The organism is Candidatus Cryptobacteroides sp., from assembly GCF_056207615.1.
In genome coordinates this window covers 43,963-66,206 of the sequence record NZ_JBAEER010000084.1, presented here as the reverse complement: position 1 = coordinate 66,206, position 22,244 = coordinate 43,963, and the positions used below count along the sequence as shown (strand labels likewise).

The window sequence follows — 22,244 nt, the reverse complement described above, 5'->3', positions numbered from 1 at the left end:
AGGCGTGCTTACCGTGGTGACCGGAGTCAGCGGCAGCGGCAAGTCGTCCCTCGTCGGCGATATACTTTACCCGGCGCTTTTCCGCCGCATCAACGAGACGGGCTCTGCACCGGGAACATTCCGCGGACTCAGCGGCAATCTCGACAGGATCAACAGAATAGAATACGTGGACCAGAATCCTATAGGCAAGAGCTCCCGCTCCAACGCGGTGACCTACCTCAAGGTCTACGATGACATACGCAAGCTCTTCAGCGAGCAGCAGTACGCGAAGATGAACGGTTACGGACCTTCGTTCTTCTCCTTCAACCAGGACGGAGGACGCTGCCCTGAGTGCCAGGCAGTGGGTTTCGTGAAGATAGACATGCAGTTCATGGCGGACGTGTCCATGGTCTGCGAAGCCTGCGGCGGACGCCGTTTCAAGCCGGACATCCTCGAGGTGAAGTACAAGGGAATGAACATAGACGACGTGCTGAACATGAGCGTCACTGAGGCCATCGAGTTCTTCGGTTCGCAGCCCGAAAGCGAGGCTAAGAGAATTGCGCACAGGCTCCAGCCGCTGGTGGATGTCGGCCTGTCGTACATCAAGCTCGGCCAGAGCAGCAGTACGCTTTCCGGTGGTGAGTGCCAGCGTATCAAGCTCGCTTACTTCCTCTCCATGTCGGAGGACAGCAGCTCCTACAAGCGTCAGAACATCATGTTCATCTTCGACGAGCCTACCACCGGCCTGCATTTCTATGACGTCGAGAAGCTTCTCAAGAGTCTCGACGCTCTGATTGCGAACGGCCACAGCGTGGTTGTCGTGGAGCACAATCCGGACGTTATGCGCTCTGCAGATTGGATCATCGACCTCGGCCCGGATGCGGGCGACAGGGGAGGAGAAGTCGTGTTCGCCGGCACGCCGGAGGATATGGCAGCACATGCCGATACATTCACTGCAAAATATATCAGGTAGCATGGCAGACTTCGCTTACTATTGCCTCAAGGGCGCGCTTTCGCTGGTCGCTGCACTTCCGTTGAAGGTCCACTACTTCAACGCCAGGCTCCTGTCTATCATCGCGAGGAAGTTCTATCGCAGCAATGTCGTGCGAGACAATCTCGAGAAGTGCTTCCCCCAGAAGAGTGCCCAGGAGAGGGAAGTCATCCTGAAGAGGTTCTATGACCATTTCGCTGACCTCGTAGTGGAGACCATCTGGTTCGGCGGATGCAGCCCAAGGCGATTGAAGAAGCATGGAATAGTGAGAGTGAGCAATCCTCAGCTGCTGAATGAAGTCTATGATCGCTCTGAGAGCATAATGATACTTTTCTCCCACATGGGAAACTGGGAACTTCTCGGAGGTTCGGAGTCATATTATCCGGATGACGTTGAATTCCGCGCGGCGGAGAAAAACTTCGTCGTGGTCTATAAGAAGCTTACCAGCAAGGTTTGGGACAGGATCATGAACGGGAACCGCATAGCTCCGCTCGTCGACAAGGAGGGTTTCGAAGGGCTCGTGGAGACCCAGTCACTGATTCGCTTCGTCCTGAGCCATCGCGATCAGAAGAAACTCTATCATATCAATACCGACCAGCGTCCTTATGCTGCGGCTAAGGGCTCGCTTCCGGTAAAGTTCATGCACCGAGAGTGCAGGACCATGGCCGCTGCTGCGAACATGGCAGCGAAGTTCGCCTTTCCGGTGATGTACCAGAGGATGGTGATCGAGGAGAGGGGAAAGTACCGTATCGAGTACGAGCTCATCTGCGAGGACGCATCCAAGATGCCTGTCGAGGAAATCATGCAGAGATTCTATGATCTCCTGACCAAGGATATAGAGGCTCAGCCGGAGAACTACCTCTGGACCCATCGTCGCTGGGCATAGATTCCATAAACTTCAATACTTTTTGCTGAGGTGGCATTTTATTTGTATTTTTGCGCCTCTCGTGGAGTAATAAGTTTAGAATTGTTGACATTTTGGGAAATTTAGTTGCAAATCAACCACTAGTATCTATTCTCATTCCGGTTTATGGAGTTGAGAGGTACATAGGTGCCTATACTGAGTCTCTGCTCAGCCAGACATATCCGAACATTGAGTTCGTGATAGTTAATGACGGAACGAAGGACAGGTCGATGGAAATTTTCCGTGAGATTCTGGATAACCGTTTTCCCCACCTGAAGGACAGGGTACATATCTACGACAAGGAGAACGGGGGACTTCCTTCTGCCCGCGAGTTCGGGCTCAAGCATTTCACAGGCGATTATTTCATGTTCTCTGACCCGGACGACGTGATGGAGACCACCATGGTTGAGAAACTGGTTTCGACGGCGTTGGAGACTGGTAGCGACATTATCTATTGCGACTATTGGAAAGAGTCTCCGAAGAAGGTGAAGCTCATTCAAGAGAATGATTACGCCGACGGGGACAGCGCGAAGTGGATTGACGATATCTTCAACTGGGAGGCATGTTCTTATCTTTGGCGCTGCCTGTTCAAGGCTGAGCTTTACCGTGACCACGATATAGTGATGCCTCCATACTCGATGAATGAGGATACCTATATCTTCAGCCAGTTCCTCGAGTTCGCTGAGAAGATTGCCCATCTCAGGGAGCCTCTCTATCACTACCTCATCCATGAGGGTTCGATTGCAAATTCCAAGGCGAGAAAGGCCAGGAACAGGGTCGAGCGCGCAATCAATTATATGGATCTCCGCGCATTGTTCGACAGCAGGGGATATAAGATCATGAATGACCAGATTCGAAGGGATATAGTTGCCTATGCCGGTTGGTCCATCCTCAAGTTTGACAGGGACAATTTCAACTCATATCCGGAGATCCTGCGTGAGTGCAAGACCTTCCGCGTAGGAAGGAACCTCAGGTTGCCGATCTTCAAGCAGTTCCTTCTCAGGTCGTATCTTTGCTGTAAGTAGAACGATTGCTGCTCCGGGCAGGAGCTAAGCTAGGCCTTGGTGACAAGCTCCTTGAACAGCTTGTCCCAGCACTGCATCATCTCTTCTATCCTGAATTCCTCTGACTTTGCCGCTGCTGCATGGCCGAATTCCTTGCGTAGCTCGGGGGACTCGATCAGCTTGCAGATTCCTTCTGCCAACGCGTCTACGTCACCTTCCTTGACGACGTAGCCGCTCTTTCCGTCGATTATGATTTCCGACGGCCCGCACTTGCAGTCATAGCTTACGATAGGGAGTCCGCATGCGCTCGCCTCGAGCATGACCATGGGGAAACCCTCTCCGAGCGAACTCATCACCATCGCGCTGCGTCCGAGCATCTCGCTGCGCATGTCCGAAGACCTGCCGCAGAGATTCACGCATCCTTCGAGCCCGTATTCGGCTATCATCCTGCGCACCTTCTCCGTCATTCCGCCGACGCCGAATATGTCCAGGGACCAGTCCGGGTGCATCTGGTGTACCTTGGCCCACGCCTTGACCATGTCAGGATAGTTCTTGATAGGGTCGAGCCTGCCGACTGCTATCATCCTCTTGGAGTCGAGTGAGGCCCTGGTCTCGGTAGTGAAGGTCAGCGGGTTGTAGATCTGCCTTGCGTCCGGTACGGTGCTGGCCCAGAGCTTCCTGTCAGCTTCGGTCAGCACGACGAAGCAGTCAAGCGCGGCTGCGGCTTTCTCGAGTTTCTTCGTCCTGATGCCTGCGTAGAGGCGTCCGAGAGAGCTGGAACCGTATTTCTGGATGTATTTGTCGTGTGAGAAATGGAATTCGCAGAGCTTGATGCTGCCGTCCTTGAGAGCCGGAAGGCAATAGATTTCGTTGCATCCGGTCGAGATCGTTATGTCCGGTCGGATGTCGAGCAGCAGGCTCTCCAATGCCTTCGCGTACCTTCCGTGTGCGCTTACATAGCGGTCGGGGCAGCGGAGGTCGTGGACATGGACCTTGTCGCTCAGCGGGAAGAAGGGCCTTCTGCCCTTGAGGGCCGCGGTGATGATATGCACCTCGTATCCGAGCACGTCGGCAAGGTAGTTTGCCTTTATGCTCAGGACCCTTTCCTTACCGCCGGTCTTGTGGATCGAGTGTATGCAGTATGCTATTCTCATCAGATGCCGTGTCTATCGTTCCAGGTCGCAAGGCTCCGGAAGCAAGGTCTCGAAGGCCGCGAGCAGACGCTTCCTGCACTCGAGATACTTCTCCTGCGGCATGTTCACGTCGTTGATGCATGCGAACTGCGCAGTCGGGTTGAGGATGAAGGATTCTATCTTGTCCATCGAGCTCGCCGCAAGCGAGAAGTGCTTTTTCGAGCGGCGCTGCTGTATCGTGCGTCCGGTGTAGTAGAGATAGTCTGTGAAGATGTACTGGTTCACATTGAAGGGCTTCCTCAGCGGAGTCACGAGTGAGAGTATTTCCTTTTCCTTGAGCTTGTAGAGCTCTTCGCTGCAGCTTCGCAGCATAGGTGAGCAGATGTGCTGAGGGCGCATGAAGCCTATTCCGCTGGCCTCTGCGGCGCTTTTTGCGAGCCTGTCCGATGCTTGGGTCTGCTTCTTGAACATTCCCCATGGGAGGAAGCAGCGAGAGTGCTTCATCACTACCTTCCCGTCGCGGAAGAAGTCTTCCGGCCTTGACAGGGCAACGGGGAAGATGTCGTCGTTGAAGTAGATGAACTGTTCGCCGAGGCCCGGAATCCTGTGCAGGAACATCTCTATCGCAGTGCTGTTGAATACAGGGAGGAGTTCCTTCGGGATGATGTCCTCGTGGAGGACTATCTTCAGCTTCTCGCTGGCCCATGCGGGTACCTGACTCTCGCGTGCGACGACGAGGAACACATTGTCGATGTACGGCATGAACTTCCTGATCCCGCGCAGGAGGTAGCGCAGGGTACCCCAGTCGCGGAATCTCTTCTCGTTGAGCTTCCCGCCGACCGCGTTCTCGTAATCCTGCCTCCAGAGCGGATCAAGTCCGTCTACGTATGTGATGACTATGTCCATCCATTACAAAGATAGGAGATTTACACAAATGCTGAAGATACTTCCGCTATTTCTCCGTTCTTGTGATACGGATATTGTCGTAAATGGATATATTTGCAACCCATTTCCCCAAGGGAATAAGTTATTAGTGTATATGAAACGTATTTTTTCAATTCTTTCAGCCATGGCGGCGGTGCTTGCCATGAGCTCATGCAATCAGAATGCAAACCAGGCTCAGTGCGATGATTGCTGCTGTGACGAGTGTTGCGAGTGCTGCGAAAATCCGGCTAAGCTTCTCGTGGTCGTTGACGTACAGAGGGATTTCTTCGATCCTGCTGGTTCGCTCTATGTAGGCGGTAGCGAGGTTCTTCCTGCCAAGATTGCAGCCATTGCCGACAACTATGACGGCATCATCTTCACTCTCGACTGGCATCCAGGCAACCATTGTTCGTTCGCTCCTCAGGGTGGCCCATGGCCATCACATTGCGTTGCTTACACCCAGGGCGCAGGTCTTGCTGACGAATTCGCGGGCATCCTTGCTTCCGACAAGGCTAAGCTTTTCTTCAAGGGCGCGTCTGCGGACAAGGAGCAGTACGGAGCATTCGAGGATCTCACCGAGGGCGTGATCTATCAGTGGATAACCAATGCCGAGAGCATCGACGTGTGCGGTATCGCTGGTGACTACTGCGTAAAGGAAAGCACCGCGAACATCCTCAAGCTTGCTTCAGCAGAGAAGGTTGCAGTGCTTATGGATTGTGTCCGCAGCATTGACGACGGCTCGACTATCGAGGCCTTCGTTGCTGAGAACGGAATCGCGAGGAAGTAATTCCTGCCGCTGGCAGGCCTGATTACGACAACTTCAGGTCGCCTTCCTTGATCCATCCTATCTTTCGGAAGATCTGTCCGAAGATAAGGCAGAGGATAGCAGGGAGGACGATAGATACAAGAACAAGACCCATCCAGTCAATCATCGACGGACTATAGGCGGCAGCTCCATTTGAAAGGGCTGCCGCTGATGGTTCTACCCAGCCGGTCCATACGCCGATAGGGCCGCAGAGACCGCAGGTGCCCATGCCGGAGTTTACCGCAGCACCGTTCATCTGGATTCCGAAAATGCAGGTCGCGACAGGGCCGGTGATCATGCTGGCGAGTATCGGCGCTACCCAGATCTTAGGGTTCTTGAGTATGTTTCCCATCTGGAGCATGCTTGTTCCGAGTCCCTGGCTGATGACGCCGCCCCAACGGTTCTCCTTGAAGCTCATCACGGCGAATCCTACCATTTGTGCGCAGCAACCTGCGAGAGCGGCACCTCCTGCGAGTCCGGTGAGCCCGAGTCCTGCGCAAATCGCCGCAGATGAGATAGGAAGGGTGAGCGCCATGCCTACGATTGCCGACACGAAGATTCCCATCATGAAAGGATGGAGCTCGGTCGCCCACATGATGAGGTTGCCGACCCAACTTGCGGCCTTGCCGATAGGTGAGGCGATCAGGCTGGCGATGGCGATACCTGCGAGCAGGGTCACGAGGGGAGTGACGAGAATGTCTATCTTGGTCTCCTTGCTTACGGCCTTACCGGCCTCGGCAGCAAGTATGGCGACGACGTATACTGCGAAGGGACCGCCTGCTCCGCCGAGTATGTTCGTGGCATATCCTACGGGTACCAGGGTGAAAAGCACCATTCCAGGCGCCTTCAGGGCATATCCGATGGCAACGGCCATTGCCGGTCCGACCATGGCCGACGCTAAGCCTCCGATGGTATATGCTGTGCTCCCGACGGTGATGATGGCTTTGGTGAGCCAAGCGATGTGGAGCTGAGTGCCGAGGGTGTTGAGTATTGTTCCTACGAGAAGGGTGCAGAAGAGTCCCTGTGCCATGGCGGACATCGCATCCACGCCGTATCTCTGTAGAGAAATCTCGATGTTTTTCCTTTCGAGGAAAGCCTTGATCTTATTCATTGTCAGTCTCCGGAATGTCTTGTCATTTCCGGGACGGCAAATATACATCACTCTCCGAACTCAAACAATCTATTTTGCTAAGGTTCGCACATTATCATCCATAAGGCTCCGTCATTGACGGGTTCTCCGGCCCACATCTCGACCCATCCCATTCCTCCTTCGGTCATGGTGAGCCACACTCCGAATCCGTCTTCGTCTATTTCATAGTCGTATCTCCCCTCAAGGTGATCGTCCTCGAGGAACTCTCGTCCCACGTCGAAGGGCGTATCCGGCGGATAGACGTCGCACCAGAGGTGTATGCGGTCGCCGATATGGCACTCCACGTATCCTTCCGGATGCTGTATCAGATATGGCTGTCCTGGATAAAGTATGCTGAGCTCGCTCTTGTCAATCCTCCAGTTGTCGACGTTGACTCCTCCCAGTCCGTCCTTCTCCGGGACGACGGTTATCTTGTAGTGAGTGTTCCTCTGTACCGAGTGACCCTTCCCGTCGTCGATACGTAAACGGTAGGTCAGGAACTTGCCATCCTTGGTGTAGAGCTCCCTGGACTTATACTCGGCCTTGATCTCTATATACGAGGATTGATCCTCGCTTGCAGGTGACGAGTTCTCGAACAGATAGACTTCAGTCGGCATCTTGTATTTCGTGAAGCCCACGGGGAAACAGTCGTCCTCGTTACGCACTCCGCTGCTTCCGAACATCAGTACGGATCTCGGACAATTGCCCACCTCTATGCTGCTGACTTCGAAGCTCACGTCGTCGTCCAGCCTGCTCTTGTCTATCTCGAGAGAGACCTTTGCCATTGCCCTGGTCATCTGCACGTGTATGTCCTTGCCGTCTGCGAGCTTCCTGTCCACATGCCCGCACATCGGTATCCCGCCTCGGTACTCGTCCGGTCTGGTCATCCAGTAACGGAATCCCAACACGTCCTCGAGAGTCCTGAGCTGCGGCGCGTAGCCCAGATTCGCCATTATATATATGGAGTACTCCATGCCCCGGATCAGTTTGACGTGGCAGTCTGCCCCGTAGTCGCGGCTTACGAACTGTCCGATGCGCAGGAACTTCCTTTCGTCCAGCTCGCCGTTGGCGTTGAAGATGAAGATGTTCACGTCGGATATCTGATTCTCGTCCGAAGGATTGTCCGATCTGGTCTGCAAGATGCCGCCGTCCAGACTTAATCTGGTATCCATGTATACGCTCCCATCCACATCCGGCCCCGATTTCCACTTGTCGTTCCTCGACTCCAGATTCCCGCAGGCAGCAGACATCACCATCATCACGGCGATGCCTACAATCATCCTAAAACCTCTCATAACGTTCTGCTTTCTCGTCCCACGGCACGACCTCGCAGACGACGCTGATGTCATCCAATGATACCGGCTTGTCCGGATCGTCCGTACCTGTCCTCTTTATCGTGACGTCATATTGGTAAACCCTATCCCGGCTGATTCCCGGAGTTCCTTCGACCCAACAGATATCCTTACGGTTGATGTTGATGGGGTAGTACCATGTGTGTCCGTTGATCTGCCCTTCGATGACCATCCTCGTGAAAGGTGATCCCGGAGACTCTTCCTCATTGGTGTTCGGGTAGCAGTAAAGGGTCTTGTTCACCTCGATCCAGTCTTTCCCTATGCTTATCGGGAGGTCTTGATATAGCATGGCAGGATCCGAAATCTTTTGCAGGTCCTCCATGACGAGCATGCCGCTGTTGAGGATTCCCCTTGTCCTGAAATCCTTGTCCTGCATCATTCTGCATATTGTGCTGACGTTCGTCAGATAGACCTTTGCCCCTGTGAATCTGGCTCCGTCATAGGCCATGCCACTGAAGTCGCATCTGATACTTCTCAGCACGACCTTGGACATAATGGGATGGAGATCCATGTTGCACGGCTTGACGCTCTTTCCGTTGATCGTTGCGGTTCCACTCAGGGTAGGATGTGCGATATCCTCCTTTTCGAATTCGGCGTCAAGCCTCTCCATATAGGCATAGGTGTTGCTCGCCGTCCAACTGTATCGTCCAGTGCGCCCATTTATCACCATCGCGACTATCTTCGGACCGGAGGTGCTCGCGACCTTCATCCTGTCAGAACTCAGCACCTCCCTCTGGTAGGTGTCCAGTCGCCTGAGCTGGTCGTCGTCATATACGAACACGTCTGCGGTATCTCCGACCGCAACTCCGGCAAGGTTTATCCACGACTCCGCTTTTGTCTCTAGACTGTCTCCCTGTATCGGCCCTCCATGGTTAACGGTACCTGTCCTTAATATGTCGCTGGATTTCTCGCATCCAATGATCTCTATCATGACGGTAGCCAGGACCAGCGCCTGCGCAGCGATTGCTGCCAGGATCTCCGCAATTCCTCTTTCTCCTCGTTCCTTCATACGACAAAGCTATCCAGCCGCCGTATCATATACAATACTTCTTGCGAAATCCCGTTCGTCCCACCCTGAAAATTCAATTATTTCAGAGGAAAGTCATTTTTACAGACCTTTTCTATCTATCTCCAGGGAAAAAACAAAAAGGCGATAACCGAAGTTACCGCCTTTTTTTCTATATGGCTTAATCAGATTAAGCACCAAAGTTATCGTAGAGAATGCTCTCAGGAGCAACTCCGAGTGAGTCGAGGAGATTTACGACTGCACCAACCATCATAGGAGGTCCGCACATGAAGTACTTGATATCCTCCGGAGCCTCGTGGTCCTTGAGGTAAGTCTCGTACATCACGTTGTGAACGAAACCTGCTACATACTTAACACCAGCCTCATCTGCTGCAGGATCTGGACGGTCGAGAGCGAGGTGGAAGTGGAAGTTAGGGAACTCCTTCTCGATAGCAGCGAAGTCCTCGAGGTAGAATGCCTCGACGAGAGCACGTGCACCATAGAAGAAATGTACTTCCTTGCCGGTCTTGATGGTCTTGAAGAGCTCCATGATGTGGCTGCGGAGAGGTGCCATACCTGCACCACCGCCGACGAAGATGTACTCCTGTGAATCTGGGTCGTTCTTAGGAAGGAGGAAGTCTCCGAACGGACCGCTGATGATCACCTTGTCACCTGGCTTGCGGGTGAATACGTATGATGAACCGATACCTGGGTTTACAGGAAGAAGCTTAGGACCGAGCTCACGTGGAACGCTCCTGTCGAATGGAGGGGTAGCGATACGGACGTTGAGCTTGATGATGCCCTTCTCACCAGGGTAAGAGGCCATAGAGTAAGCACGAACGGTAGGAACAGGGTTTGAAGCGTGGAGTCCGAAGAAACCGAACTTCTCCCAGTCGCCCTTGTAGATAGGATCGACGTCGATGTCCTTGAAGTCGAGCTCGTAAGCAGGGATGTCGATCTGGATGTACTCACCAGACTTGAAGTCGATGTGCTCGCCCTCAGGAAGCTTGACGGTGAACTCCTTGATGAAGGTAGCCACGTTGTCGTTGCTGATGACTTCGCACTCGAGCTTCTTCACGCTGAGAGCTGAATCTGGGATGACGATCTCGATGTTCTCCTTGACCTTCACCTGGCAGCCGAGGCGCCAGTGGTCCTGGATCTGCTTGCGGTTGAAGAAACCGACCTCGGTAGGGAGGATCTCACCACCACCGTCAACGACCTGGCACTTGCACTGGCCGCAGTTACCCTTACCACCGCAGGCAGAAGGGAGGAAGATCTTCTGCTCAGCGAGGGTGCTGAGGAGTGATCCGCCAGGGGTTACTTCAACTTCTTTCTTACCGCCATTGATGGTGATCTTCACCTTGCCCTTAGGAGTAAGCTTAGCCTTTACGAAAAGGAGAAGCGCAACAAGGATGATGATCACAAAGACCATGAAGGCCATTGACGCAATTATTGTATTTGCCATATTCTTGTTCTCCTATATATTAAAGTGAAATACCCATGAAGGCCATGAAAGCGATTCCCATGAGACCTACGGTGAAGAAGGTGATACCGAGACCCTTGAGAGGTGCAGGGACATGGCTGTATGCGAGTTTCTCACGGATAGCTGCGAGAGCTACGATAGCGAGATACCAACCGATACCTGAACCGAGGGCGTATACTGCAGACTCACCTACGTTCACGAAATCCCTCTGCTGCATGAAGAGCGAACCACCGAGGATGGCGCAGTTCACGGCGATGAGCGGAAGGAAGATACCGAGGGAAGCATAGAGGGAAGGAGTGAACTTCTCGACTACCATCTCCACGATCTGTACGATGGCTGCGATGACTGCCATGAAGACGATGAAGCTGAGGAAGCTGAGGTCAACGGTCGCAAAGCTCTCGCCAAGCCATGAGAGCGCACCTGGGGTGAGCACGTACTTGTTGAGGAGGTAGTTGATAGGGAGAGTCACAAAGAGCACGAAGATAACAGCTATACCCAAACCGTTGGCTGTCTTCACGTTTTTCGATACTGCCAGGTATGAGCACATACCGAGGAAGTATGAAAAGATCATATTGTCAACGAAGATTGACTTTACGAATAAGCTTAAATATTCCATTTTCGATCTGAGTTAGATGTTATTTTTCCTGGAGGTCCTTCTGGATTGCCCTCTGTACCCAGATGATGCATCCGAGGAAGATAAGGGCCATTGGAGGAAGGATAACGAGTCCATTGTTGGTGTAACCGATAGCTGAGAGTACAGGGAGACCGAAGAGGGTACCTGAACCGAGGAGCTCACGGAAGAAACCGACAACGACGAGAATCATACCATAACCTACACCGTTCATGATACCGTCAAGGAGTGACGGAATTGGCTTGTTACCGAGAGCGAACGCCTCGATACGGCCCATGACGATACAGTTGGTGATGATGAGGCCGATGTACACGCTGAGCTGCTTGTCGATGCCATATGCGAATGCCTTGAGGAGCTGGTCCACGAGGATTACCATGAGGGCTACGACTACGAGCTGGATGATGATACGGACTCGGCTAGGGATGGTCTTTCTGAGAAGTGAGCAGACAAGACTTGAGAGACCGGTCACGAAGATGACCGAGAGAGCCATCACGAGGGCTCCCTTGAGCTCAACTGTTACTGCGAGTGAAGAGCAGATACCGAGGACGAGGACACTGATTGGGTTGCCCTTGAACAACGGGTTGAGGATTGTTTCTTTCATTTTTTCGTTCATAATCTTTCTCCTCCTCAATTATTCGTTGACAGTTTCTTCGCTGAGAAGCATGATGCCGTCCTGTGCAGGCTCGCGGGTCACAGCCTTCTGAGCGAGCACGTATGGCTTGTATGCCTCGAGCCAGTTATTGATAGCCTCATCCACACCGTTTGAGGTCATGGTTGCACCGGTGATGGCGTCGATACCGTTGGCCATACCGTTTGCACCGCCCTTGACGATGTTGAATGCCTTGCCATTGCCATAGAGTACCTTCTTGCCAGGGAACTGGCCACGGAATGCAGGATCATCCTTGATCTTTCCACCGAGACCAGGAGTCTCGCTCTCGTGATCGAAGTATGCGCCTACGATGGTCTCGAGATCGCTAGAGAGAGCGATGTAGCCCCATACAGGACCCCAGAGGCCGGCACCGTAGATAGGGAGCACGGTGACGCCGTTCTTGAAGATGTATACAGGAAGCTCTACGTCTGAACCACCCTTGATGTTGTAGTTCTGAGCCTTGAGCTTTGATACGGTATAGATCTCAGCGTCTGCGCTGTTGAGCTCTGCGCTTGCGTAACCGTTGGAACCGATCACTGCTGCAGAAGCGATGTTCTCCTTGTAGAAGTTGATGGTAGCGTTGTTGTCAGTCCATGATGACTTCTCACCGAACTGAGCGGCAGTAAGGATCTGCGAAATGGTCTCAGCCTTCTCGTTTGCCTCCTGACGAGGCTTGAGGGTCTGTGACACGAATGCGAGAACCGCTGCAACCAATACACAGACAACTGTCGTGTAGATAACTGTATATACGTTACTGTTTGTATTCATGGTGCTGTCTGTTTATGCGATTCTTGCTTTCTTCGCGTTCTTCTTGAGAGTGCTCTCGATCACGCAGTGGTCGATGAGTGGTGCGAAGGTGTTCATGAGAAGGATTGCGAGCATCATACCCTCAGCGTAACCTGGGTTGAACAGACGTACGATCACGGCGAGGGCACCTACGAGGAATCCGTAGATCCACTTACCGCACTCGGTCTGGCAAGAGGTTACAGGGTCGGTTGCCATGAAGACGGTACCGAAGAGGAAACCACCCATGATGAGGTGATACCATGCAGGTACTGCGTCTGGAATCACGAGACCACCGAGCCAGCCTACGATGAGACCGCCGGCGATTGATGATACCATGATCTTCCAGCTTGCGACGCCGGTGAAGATGATGATTGCTGCACCGATGAGGATGGCGATTACTGAAGTCTCACCGACTGAACCAGGTACGGTACCGATGATCATGTCGAGAGCGCTGTAGCCGGCTGGGTCTGAGAGAGGGGTAGCACCTGAGAAGCCGTCAACGATGCCGTTGCCTGCCTGCCAAGCCTTGCCGATCTCATTGAACCTTGATACGCCACCTACCCATACGCTGTCGCCAGACATCTTGCTAGGGTATGAGAAGAAGAGGAATGCACGTGCGATGAGTGCAGGGTTCCAGATGTTCATACCGGTGCCGCCGAAGACCTCCTTGCCGATGATGACTGCAAATGCGGTAGCGATTGCGAGCATCCAGAGAGGAACGTCTACTGGGACGATGAGAGGGAGGATGAATCCGGTAACGAGGTAACCCTCGTTGACCTCATGGCCGTTGAGCTGTGCCGAGGTGAACTCGATGCCGAGGCCGATGATGTAAGTTACGAGTACGAGCGGGATGATCTTTACGAGACCGTACCAGATTATGTTCCAGAAACCCCATCCGAGACCGAATGCGAGGTTGTGCTGGTAGCCGATGTTCCATGTTCCGAAGAGGAATGCAGGAACGAGGGCGAGAACCATGATGATCATCACGCGCTTGATGTCGACGCAGTCCCTTACGTGCGCACCGCTCTTGGTGGTGGTGTTAGGGACGAACATGAATGTCTCGAAGGCGTCGAATGTAGAATGGAGGAATCCAAGCTTGCCACCTTTCTCAAAGGTAGGCTTGATCTTGTCTACGATATTTCTTGCGTTCATAATTCTTCGTCTTTAAGCCATTTCCTTGATCATGAGTTCAATGCCTTCTGCGATGTACTGCTGGATGTTGATCTTTGAAGGGCAGACATACTCGCAGAGTGCAAGGTCCTCCTCGAGGACTTCATAGATACCGAACTTCTCCATCTTGTCGATGTCCTTGGCGATGCAAGCCTTGGTGAGGTAGATAGGGAAGAGGTTCATTGGGAATACCTTGCCGTAAACGTCAGATACGACGAATGCACGTTCGCCTCCGTGGAGGTTGGTGTCGAGGTCGTACTGCTTAGGGCTGAGCCAGCTGAGAATCCAGTGGAAGTAGGTGTGAGATGAGCTGAACTGCTTGAACCTGAAAGGTTTTGCCCAGCCGAAGGCCTCATACTCGTTACCCTCCTTGAGGATGGTCACCTGGTTGTCGTGGAAGCTGAGGAAACCCTCTGCTCCGACATTCTTACCGGTGAGGCAGTCGCCGCTGACATAGCGGAGACCCTCTGAAGCGTCGAAGAATTCCTTGAGTGCGCTGATTGAGATACCAGCGACAGCTTTTACATAGGCAGGCTTGATAGCCTTAGGACCGGTCACTGCGATGGTGCGGGTGGCATCATACTTACCGGTGTTGAGGAGACGACCGATGATTGCAAGCTCGTGCATGGTCACGGTCCATACGGTCTCGCCCTTCTGGATTGGGCATACATGATGGATCTGGACACCTACGTTGCCTGCGGGGTGAGCACCGGTGAAGACATGCTTGGTAGCACCTTCAACGCCGTAGAAAGCTGACTGCTCGCTGGCGAATGACATGTGTACCGGAGCGATCTTGCCGAGAGCGCATACGGCTGCCTGGATGTTTGCGAGCTCGCCTGCGAGAGCGAACTCAACCTCAGCTGCGAGAGGTGCGGTAGAGAATGCTGAAACGAAGATGGCCTTAGGGGCAGCGGCTGGGTTAGCCACGACGCCGTAAGGACGCTCGATAAGACAAGCCCAGAGACCGCTCTTCATGAGGAGAGCCTTGACAGCCTCTGCGTCAAGAGCCTTGACGTCCTGCTTGCCGAAATCAACATACTCAACAGCCTGGTCTGCCTTGATGCGGACCTCAAGCAACTTTCTCTTCTCGCCCCTGACAACCTCTGCCACAGTACCGCTTACTGGTGATGTGAAGACGATGTCGGCGCACTCCTTGTTGATCAGGACTGGTGAACCTGCAAGGACACGGTCGCCTTCCTTGACTGCGAGCTTGGCCTTGAGAGCCCTGAAGTCAGTCGGCTTTACAGCGACTACATCGGGTACGATCACCTTCCTGATTGACTGGTCCGCAGCACCCGAGATAGGGATGTTGAGACCTTTTTTCAATTGGATGTTGTTTGACATTATTTAAACTGTTTTTGAGTTTTCTTAAAAACGCGTCGCGAATATACGCATTTTTTGTGTATTTTCGCGTCACTATGGAAGAGAAAATAAGTGCTATTTTGGAGGGGCTGAACAGCGAGCAGAAGAAAGCTGTCAGCTGTGTGGATGGACCGGTACTTATCGTGGCGGGTGCAGGCTCAGGTAAGACACGCGTACTGACAAGCAGAATCGCGTATCTGATAGCTCAGGGATGCGATCCTTCGAGGATCCTTTCCCTTACTTTCACCAAGAAGGCAGCGTCTGAGATGAAGGAGAGAGTCGCCCAGATGGTGGGTGGCAGAAATGCCTGGAAAATCCAGATGGGAACCTTTCATTCGGTGTTCATTCGTTTCCTCAGGGACTATGCTGACCTTCTCGGCTACCCGAAGGAATTCACGGTCTATGATCAGAGCGATTCTACGAGCCTGGTGAAGACATGTATCAAGGAACTCCAGCTGGACGACAAGATATACAAGCCAAAGGATGTGCTCGCGCGCATATCCTCGGCCAAGAACTCGCTTGTGTCGCCGGGCTCATACAGGGCCAACGGCGCGGCAATCGAGAACGACGTACGTGCGAAGAAGGGTAGGCTGGTCGACATCTATCAGAGATATTGGGAGAAGTGCCGCGCCGCCGGAGTCATGGACTTCGACGACATACTCTTCAACATGAACATCCTGCTCCGCAACCATGAGCAGGCACGCAACGAGATCGCTGGACGATTCAGCTTCATAATGGTGGATGAGTATCAGGATACCAACTATGCTCAGTATCTGATACTCAAGGCTTTGAGCGCTGCCCACCACAATCTTTGCGTGGTAGGTGACGACTCGCAGTCCATCTATGCTTTCCGTGGTGCGAAGGTCGAGAACATACTCAATTTCCGCAAGGACTATCCCGAGTCCAAGATTTTCCGCCTGGAGCAGAATTACCGCTCCACACAGGTCATCGTGAATGCTGCGAACACTCTCATTGAGAAGAACGAGGCGAGGATTCCCAAGACCTGCTTCTCTGCAGGAGAGGAGGGAGAACTCATCAAGCTCGTAGAAGGCTATACGGACAAGGAGGAGGCTATGCTCATCGCAAATGAGATTGTATCGAGGATACAGGCTGATAAGGCTCAGTATCAGGACTTTGCTGTTCTCTATAGGACCAATTCTCAGTCCCGCGCGATAGAGGAGATGCTCCGAAAGAGGAACATCCCGTACATGATATATTCGGGTAATTCATTCTTCGACAGGCAGGAGGTGAAGGACCTTATGGCATACTTCAAGCTCGTGGTGAACCCGCGTGACGACGAGTCCTTCAGGAGGGTGGTGAACAAGCCGGCAAGGGGCATCGGAGACACTTCGGTCGATGCTCTTGCGAAGGCTGCTGCCGAGCATGGATGTACGCTCATAGAGGCAGCATACCTTGAGGATATAGCCAGCTATTTCGGCAGGGCTGCAGCGGTCGCAAAGATACGTGAGTTCTGCGATATGATTCGGAAATTCAGCGTCGAGGCTGTAGGCCGGATAGTGGATGATGGTGATGATAGTCAGCAGCTTAGGAGTGTGCCTCCTACGGACGCATACAAGCTTGCCGTGTCCGTGGCCATGGAGTCCGGCATACTCGCGATGTACAGGGCTGACACGTCAATCGAGGGACAGAGCAGGACTGCGAACGTCGAGGAGCTCCTGAACTCGGTGAAGGGCTTCGTGGAGGAGCGTCACAACGAGGATTTCGAAGCTATCCAGATGAATGCCGGCGGAGACGGAACATCCATTCCGGATGATTTCCAGATTTCGGAGTCTGACCTCCCTGTCGTCACTCTCGGTGCCTTCCTCGAGAACATTTCGCTTCTGAGCGCCATCGACGTGAAGGAGGAGGACGATGAGGATTCAGACAATAAGGTCGCGCTGATGACCGTGCATACTTCGAAGGGTCTCGAGTTTCCTTACGTCATCGTGTCCGGCATGGAGGAGAACCTCTTCCCAACTGGTGGAATGCTGGCTTCTCCTGCTGATATTCAGGAAGAAAGGCGACTTTTCTATGTTGCGATGACCAGGGCCAAGAACGTGCTCGTAATAACATATTCCAAGCAGCGCATGCGCAATGGCAAGACCGAGTTCAACTCTCCGTCTCGTTTCGTCAGGGAGATTGATCCTCGATACATAAAGAATCCGCTTCCTGTCGGCGCTGTCGGCGACATGGACGACGGTGCTCCTTTCTGGGGGCAGACCCGTGGCGGTTCTTGTGGCAGCGGTTCTGGAAGTTCCTACGGTGGTGGCTATGGGACAGGAACGTCTCGTGGTGGCAGCTATGGCGGAGGCTCGTCTCGCGGTGGCAGCTATGGCGGAGGCTCTTCCCGTGGTCAGGGATATTCATACGGTGGCAGCAGCAGTGCCGTCACCGAGCGTCGCCCTTCTACGTCAGGCTCAGCGCGTCCGATATCGCGTCCGGCCGGTACAGGCCAGCGTCCTCTCCCGACGGCGGAAGTGGATTTCATCCCGTCTCCGGTTTCCGAGCTCAAGGTCGGCGTCAGGGTTCAGCACAACCGTTTCGGCTTCGGAAAGATAGTCGATCTCTCCGGATCGGCGGTGGATCTAAAGGCGAGGATACTCTTCGACGATTATGGGGAGAAGATACTCATTCTCAAATACGCCAAGATTCGCGTCGTGAAGGAGTAGGAAAAAATTAAAACGCTACGAAAAAATGCAAATATGAGTCGAGAGCTTGCCGATTGGCAGGCTCTTTTCTTATTTTGCGATTGCTTCCTGTAGCGGGGGAGGTACGATGGATATGAGAAAGAGATTTTTTGCGAGCCTTGCACCGCTGGCCCTTCTTCTGGTGTTCTGTACATCATGCGCGTGGCTCGAAGGAAAGCAAGAAGGGTACATAAGTCTCAGGGTGGTGACGGAGTCCCTTACGCCGAGCAAGGCCGTCGTCGATATTCCCGATACAAATGACTTTATCCTGACCATTTCGAAATCTGATGGCTCGGTGATATATTCCGGACTGTACGGGGCGTCTCCGGAGTCTCTTCTGGTGAAGTCCGGAACCTATGATGTGAAGCTGGTTTCTTCTGAATTTTCCAAGCCTCAGTTCGATGCTCCGCAGTATGGTGACGAGCAGTGCGTGGTCGTGAATCCGGGTGCTGTGGCGAATGTGGAAATGGTCTGCAGACAGATTAATTCAGGCATGAAACTCAAGGTTGCTCCTGAATTCCTTACGGCCTACCCTCAGGCCTCTCTTTTTCTGAAGTCTAATGAGGGAAAACTGCTCTACGCATATCGAGAAACGCGAATTGCCTATTTTAAGCCGGGCTCAGTTTCCCTTGTCCTAAATGAAGGCGCAAGTGAAACAACCTTGCTTACAAAGACTCTCGAAAGCCAGGAGATCCTTACCTTGAATGTATCGGTTTCGGCATCTTCTTCCGGCGGTTCTTCCGCTGCCTCGGGAGGTATAAGCGTGTCCGTGGATACGACGCGAAACTATGTCTCGGATTCCTATGTGATTGGAGGTTCCGGCTCAGGGGGAGATGATATGGAGTCGGCTCTTTCGGTGTCTGATGCGAAGAACAATATAGGAAAGGCTGGGGTATGGGTTACGGGTTACATAGTCGGAGGTGACATGACTTCTTCCGCTACGGGAATAAGTTTCAGCGGCCCGTTCAGTTCGTCTACCCACCTGGCGATTGCCTCGAAGTCCTCAGTCTCCGTCAAGTCTTCATGCATGTCTGTGCAGCTCCCTTCCGGAGCTATAAGAACGGCGCTGAATCTGGTCGACAACCCTGATAACCTGGGCAGGAAAGTCTATATAAAAGGGGATATAGTGTCCTCATACTACGGTCTGCCGGGGATAAAGAACATCAGTGATTTTAAACTGAAATAATTATGCGCGGGAACCTGCTTTCAAAGGCTCTGATTGCCGTTCTGAGCCTTTCCTGGGCCTATTCGTGCACCAGCGATCTGCTTATTTCTGAAGAATCTGACGGCGAAGTGGAGATTGTCGAGGTCAGTTTCTGTGCCGACTGGGACGAGGCCACGAAGAGCAGCATTTCAGCAAATGTAGATGCTGTCTCGGACTATTGTATAGCGGCATACAGGCGAGGACGAATTGAGGCCACGCAGTACCTGGAATCAAGCTCCAAGACCGTTTCCATGAAACTGGTCAGAGGGGCAGAGTATGCGGTATATGCCCTTGCGAACGTGGGCGAACCTGATTTCCCGGCAAAGGAATCTGACCTGACGTCGTTGAGCGTGTCCTTATCGAGAATTAAGGATCTGGACTCGGGAATCCCTATGGCCTGGTCCGATACTCACTACGTGGCCAAGGATGGCGATGTCGTAAACGTTCTCTTCGAAAGGATGGTCTCGGAAATCAGTTTCAGACTGGATTCTGGTGCCATGGATGAGCTTGAGGTGGTGTCCGTGCGACTTATGCAGGGAGCAGCGGCCGTTACGCCTTTCGGTGAGTCCGGGAGTCGTGCCGAGACTGCGGCTCCGGCAGGAAAACCTGTCGTCATGGATGGAGATTATGCATCTCAATCTGATCTGGCATCCTTGAATGCAGGCTATCCTGTCATCTTGTATACGCTTGAGAACTGCCAAGGAACGCTTCTGCCGGGCAATTTGGATCCAATGAGCAAGGTCCCCGGCAATCTGTCCCATCCGGAGCGATGTACCTATCTGGAAGTCTTATGCCGCTTCAGGGATGAGTCAGTCATGGACGGTTCTGTGACTTATCGTCTGTATCCGGGAGAGGATGATTGTACCAACTTTGATCTTGTGCGAAACCATGAGTATAATCTGACCCTTCTGCTGACTCCTGGAGGTCTGAGGGAAGTGTCCTGGAGAGTCGAAAACAAGACTCGCTATAAGCTTGGCTTGGGATCCTGGAAGATTGTGCAGGGCATGCATGATGTCGATGACCTCTATGTCGGAGAGAGCGCCCGTATTCAGGTGACTCTACGCCCTGGACTGGTGAAGATGCTGGCAGAGGATCTTACGGGCTGCAGCCTGCGTCTGGTTCGTGCTGGAGTTGTTTCTGACGATTTGAGCTTTGGCTCGATAGATACTCAGGGCAATGTGCTGAGCTGCGTCATGAAGGCGGAAATGCCGACTGCGGGCATAGGAAACGTGCTTTATCTTTTCGGCCCTGACGGTATGCCGATAAGTGACCTCACTCACGATGCCGATAAGCCTGTCGTCGTCAGGAAGGCTCGAATGAGAGTGTCGGATGCGGAATTGTTGAGGCCCGTAGTTAACGGAGATCCTTCTGTGGCCGACATATTCCTTGTGGACAGGCAGGGAAGAAATCTGAATTCCTCTGCAGCATACGACTTCGACCTGGGAAAGTATTCGGACATCCTCGTGGACATTGAGCAGAGAGCTTCATGTGGCTCCGGAAATACAACTGTAGACGGTGCAGTCGCAAATAGCCAGAGTGCGGTGCTGTCCATGGGTTCAGAACGAAGCGATGGACCGGCAGCGAGTCTTGTCCTGTCCATGGGGAACAGGGGAGATGCAGAATCTCTGAACCGCGAGCTTTCACGCCTCTATGGCCAGTACGCATCGAACTCCGTTCCTATTTGGGATTGCCGCTTGAACTCTTCGAATGCGGAGGGTATCAGCCTTCCTCTGTCTTTTGACATAGTCCCTATCGAACTGTGGCATTGCGGCTCCCAAACGAATATAGACGGGTATCCACGATCGGTGAGCCGGGATGTGAGCGACTACCGCTTGGTGGTCAGCAATCCATCTGGAATCACATTGGAGGGCTCAATGTTCTATACTGGAAGACATTATTCCTCATTGGATGCTCTTCGTGACTGCTCCGATGTGAGCTTCCTGTCCGGGAACAGTCCGGTCCTGAATGATCTGGTGGGCTCGATGACGGATTTTGTCCTGGAGCCGTCTCGCGCAGACAGCTACGAGGACTGTACTCCTCTGAATCCGGATACGAGGCAGCGTAAGGCGATGAGAAGCTATCATGTCCAGAGAGCAGCAAACTATACTATGTCCTCTCCTTATGCCATGCATAGGAAGGTTGTGGATAATGTGGGAAGCAATTGGCAGGAATGCGTCGGAGATCTCATCCTGAAGACTGTCGGAGGACATTCTGTCGGCTTCTCCTACGCGGATTACTATAACTATACGGGAGGGGTGACGAACACTGCTCTCAGCGATGTCCGGTATTACTCCAGCCGAGCCTGGGATGCTGACGGAAATCGATTGTGGAGCGGAATCAGCCAGTATAACGCCTTTGAGAATCTTAGACCGTCAGACTTTGTCGGCATACACAGGAAGGAAGCTGTCGAATTCTCCGTCCAGTGGAAGGAAGGCACTGGCTTCGTGTTGTATGTATGGGGAGATCAGAGCTTGCGAACAGGCAACGTAGTGGCCGAGGTCAGCTGTGAGTGTGTCTCTTCATTGTCCTGGCGGGAAAAGAAGGATGGCGCGCTTCATTACGAGTATTATAGGAAGGAGTTGACCAATTCGTTCGTTATAGGACCACAGGAGGAACAGCGGACTATCATGACTGACTATGGAATAGAAAACACCTTCTTCGCTCTGAACAGGGATTACTGGCATCAGTCGACTGAAAGCGGGAATCTCCCTCGTCAGGTTTTCGCCGTCTTTGCCTTGCCGGACAAGGTGAACCTGACCGTGACGTTGAGGACACAGGACAATACCTTGCTTCCGGTGAAGATCAGGGATTCCAGGGGAGTGACGTCTGTACGCATGTTCTCACTCAACTACAGGACTTCAGAGGGAAGCTATCCTGCTCATGACAGCATGTATAATCCGGACAGATCTTCGAGAGGCACTGTCGAAGCTAAGAATCAAGCCCAATACGAACAGGACTATGTGAAGGTTTCCAACAAGAACTACACCTACGTCTCGGAGACCGGTGGGTCAAAGACATTCCACCGCTATGACAGATAGGCGGACC

General features: G+C 52.9%; 17 protein-coding genes and 1 pseudogene. 7 read left to right on the top strand and 11 right to left on the bottom strand.

The features are described from left to right. The 3 genes and pseudogenes from AC06ND_RS05225 to AC06ND_RS05215 form a co-directional block, all read left to right on the top strand. A pseudogene (locus tag AC06ND_RS05225) lies at nt 1–952 on the top strand (excinuclease ABC subunit UvrA); the annotation flags it as partial. 1 nt (nt 953) lies between these two features. Continuing rightward, nucleotides 954–1,856 carry a lysophospholipid acyltransferase family protein gene (locus tag AC06ND_RS05220; RefSeq protein WP_475677937.1) on the top strand — a complete coding sequence of 301 codons (903 nt, stop codon included), beginning with the start codon at nt 954–956 and terminating at the stop codon, nt 1,854–1,856. A gap of 92 nt (nt 1,857–1,948) precedes the next feature. Beyond that, nucleotides 1,949–2,899, top strand: a complete 951-nt coding sequence (locus AC06ND_RS05215; RefSeq protein ID WP_475677936.1) for a glycosyltransferase — start codon at nt 1,949–1,951, stop codon at nt 2,897–2,899. 29 nt (nt 2,900–2,928) lie between these two features. On the opposite strand, the gene AC06ND_RS05210 is transcribed toward AC06ND_RS05215, so the two are convergent. Beyond that, nucleotides 2,929–4,032, bottom strand: a complete 1,104-nt coding sequence (locus AC06ND_RS05210) for a glycosyltransferase family 4 protein (protein WP_475677935.1) — start codon at nt 4,030–4,032, stop codon at nt 2,929–2,931. 12 nt (nt 4,033–4,044) lie between these two features. Then, nucleotides 4,045–4,917: a hypothetical protein gene (locus AC06ND_RS05205; protein WP_475677934.1), complete on the bottom strand. Its 873-nt coding sequence runs from the start codon at nt 4,915–4,917 to the stop codon at nt 4,045–4,047. 133 nt (nt 4,918–5,050) lie between these two features. Between AC06ND_RS05205 and AC06ND_RS05200 the strand changes: the two genes are divergently transcribed. Beyond that, nucleotides 5,051–5,722: an isochorismatase family protein gene (locus tag AC06ND_RS05200; protein WP_475677933.1), complete on the top strand. Its 672-nt coding sequence runs from the start codon at nt 5,051–5,053 to the stop codon at nt 5,720–5,722. Between the two features lie 22 nt (nt 5,723–5,744). On the opposite strand, the gene AC06ND_RS05195 is transcribed toward AC06ND_RS05200, so the two are convergent. The 9 genes from AC06ND_RS05195 to AC06ND_RS05155 form a co-directional block, all read right to left on the bottom strand. Continuing rightward, nucleotides 5,745–6,851, bottom strand: coding sequence for a PTS sugar transporter subunit IIC (locus tag AC06ND_RS05195; RefSeq protein WP_475677932.1), 1,107 nt, complete (start codon nt 6,849–6,851; stop codon nt 5,745–5,747). Between the two features lie 77 nt (nt 6,852–6,928). Then, nucleotides 6,929–8,149 carry a fimbrial protein gene (locus tag AC06ND_RS05190; RefSeq protein ID WP_475677931.1) on the bottom strand — a complete coding sequence of 407 codons (1,221 nt, stop codon included), beginning with the start codon at nt 8,147–8,149 and terminating at the stop codon, nt 6,929–6,931. A gap of 1 nt (nt 8,150) precedes the next feature. Next, nucleotides 8,151–9,230 (bottom strand): hypothetical protein, encoded by a 1,080-nt coding sequence (locus AC06ND_RS05185; RefSeq protein ID WP_475677930.1) that lies wholly within the window; start codon nt 9,228–9,230, stop codon nt 8,151–8,153. Between the two features lie 187 nt (nt 9,231–9,417). Next, nucleotides 9,418–10,692 carry an NADH:ubiquinone reductase (Na(+)-transporting) subunit F gene (gene nqrF, locus AC06ND_RS05180; protein ID WP_475677929.1) on the bottom strand — a complete coding sequence of 425 codons (1,275 nt, stop codon included), beginning with the start codon at nt 10,690–10,692 and terminating at the stop codon, nt 9,418–9,420. 19 nt (nt 10,693–10,711) lie between these two features. Further along, nucleotides 10,712–11,326, bottom strand: a complete 615-nt coding sequence (gene nqrE, locus AC06ND_RS05175) for an NADH:ubiquinone reductase (Na(+)-transporting) subunit E (RefSeq protein WP_475677928.1) — start codon at nt 11,324–11,326, stop codon at nt 10,712–10,714. 19 nt (nt 11,327–11,345) lie between these two features. Then, nucleotides 11,346–11,942, bottom strand: coding sequence for an NADH:ubiquinone reductase (Na(+)-transporting) subunit D (locus tag AC06ND_RS05170; RefSeq protein ID WP_475677927.1), 597 nt, complete (start codon nt 11,940–11,942; stop codon nt 11,346–11,348). A 30-nt stretch (nt 11,943–11,972) separates the two neighbouring features. Then, nucleotides 11,973–12,758: an NADH:ubiquinone reductase (Na(+)-transporting) subunit C gene (nqrC, locus tag AC06ND_RS05165; protein ID WP_475677926.1), complete on the bottom strand. Its 786-nt coding sequence runs from the start codon at nt 12,756–12,758 to the stop codon at nt 11,973–11,975. Between the two features lie 12 nt (nt 12,759–12,770). After that, nucleotides 12,771–13,928 (bottom strand): NADH:ubiquinone reductase (Na(+)-transporting) subunit B, encoded by a 1,158-nt coding sequence (locus AC06ND_RS05160; RefSeq protein WP_475677925.1) that lies wholly within the window; start codon nt 13,926–13,928, stop codon nt 12,771–12,773. 12 nt (nt 13,929–13,940) lie between these two features. Continuing rightward, nucleotides 13,941–15,290, bottom strand: a complete 1,350-nt coding sequence (locus AC06ND_RS05155) for a Na(+)-translocating NADH-quinone reductase subunit A (protein ID WP_475677924.1) — start codon at nt 15,288–15,290, stop codon at nt 13,941–13,943. Nucleotides 15,291–15,364: 74 nt separating this feature from the next. Between AC06ND_RS05155 and AC06ND_RS05150 the strand changes: the two genes are divergently transcribed. The 3 genes from AC06ND_RS05150 (at nt 15,365) to AC06ND_RS05140 (ending at nt 22,237) form a co-directional block, all read left to right on the top strand. Beyond that, nucleotides 15,365–17,977, top strand: coding sequence for an ATP-dependent helicase (locus AC06ND_RS05150; RefSeq protein ID WP_475677923.1), 2,613 nt, complete (start codon nt 15,365–15,367; stop codon nt 17,975–17,977). Between the two features lie 112 nt (nt 17,978–18,089). Continuing rightward, nucleotides 18,090–19,181 carry a DUF6359 domain-containing protein gene (locus AC06ND_RS05145; RefSeq protein WP_475677922.1) on the top strand — a complete coding sequence of 364 codons (1,092 nt, stop codon included), beginning with the start codon at nt 18,090–18,092 and terminating at the stop codon, nt 19,179–19,181. A 2-nt stretch (nt 19,182–19,183) separates the two neighbouring features. Further along, a complete protein-coding gene (locus AC06ND_RS05140; RefSeq protein WP_475677921.1) occupies nt 19,184–22,237 on the top strand; it encodes a DUF4906 domain-containing protein in 3,054 nt (1,017 codons plus the stop codon). The last annotated feature ends 7 nt before the right edge of the window (nt 22,238–22,244 follow it).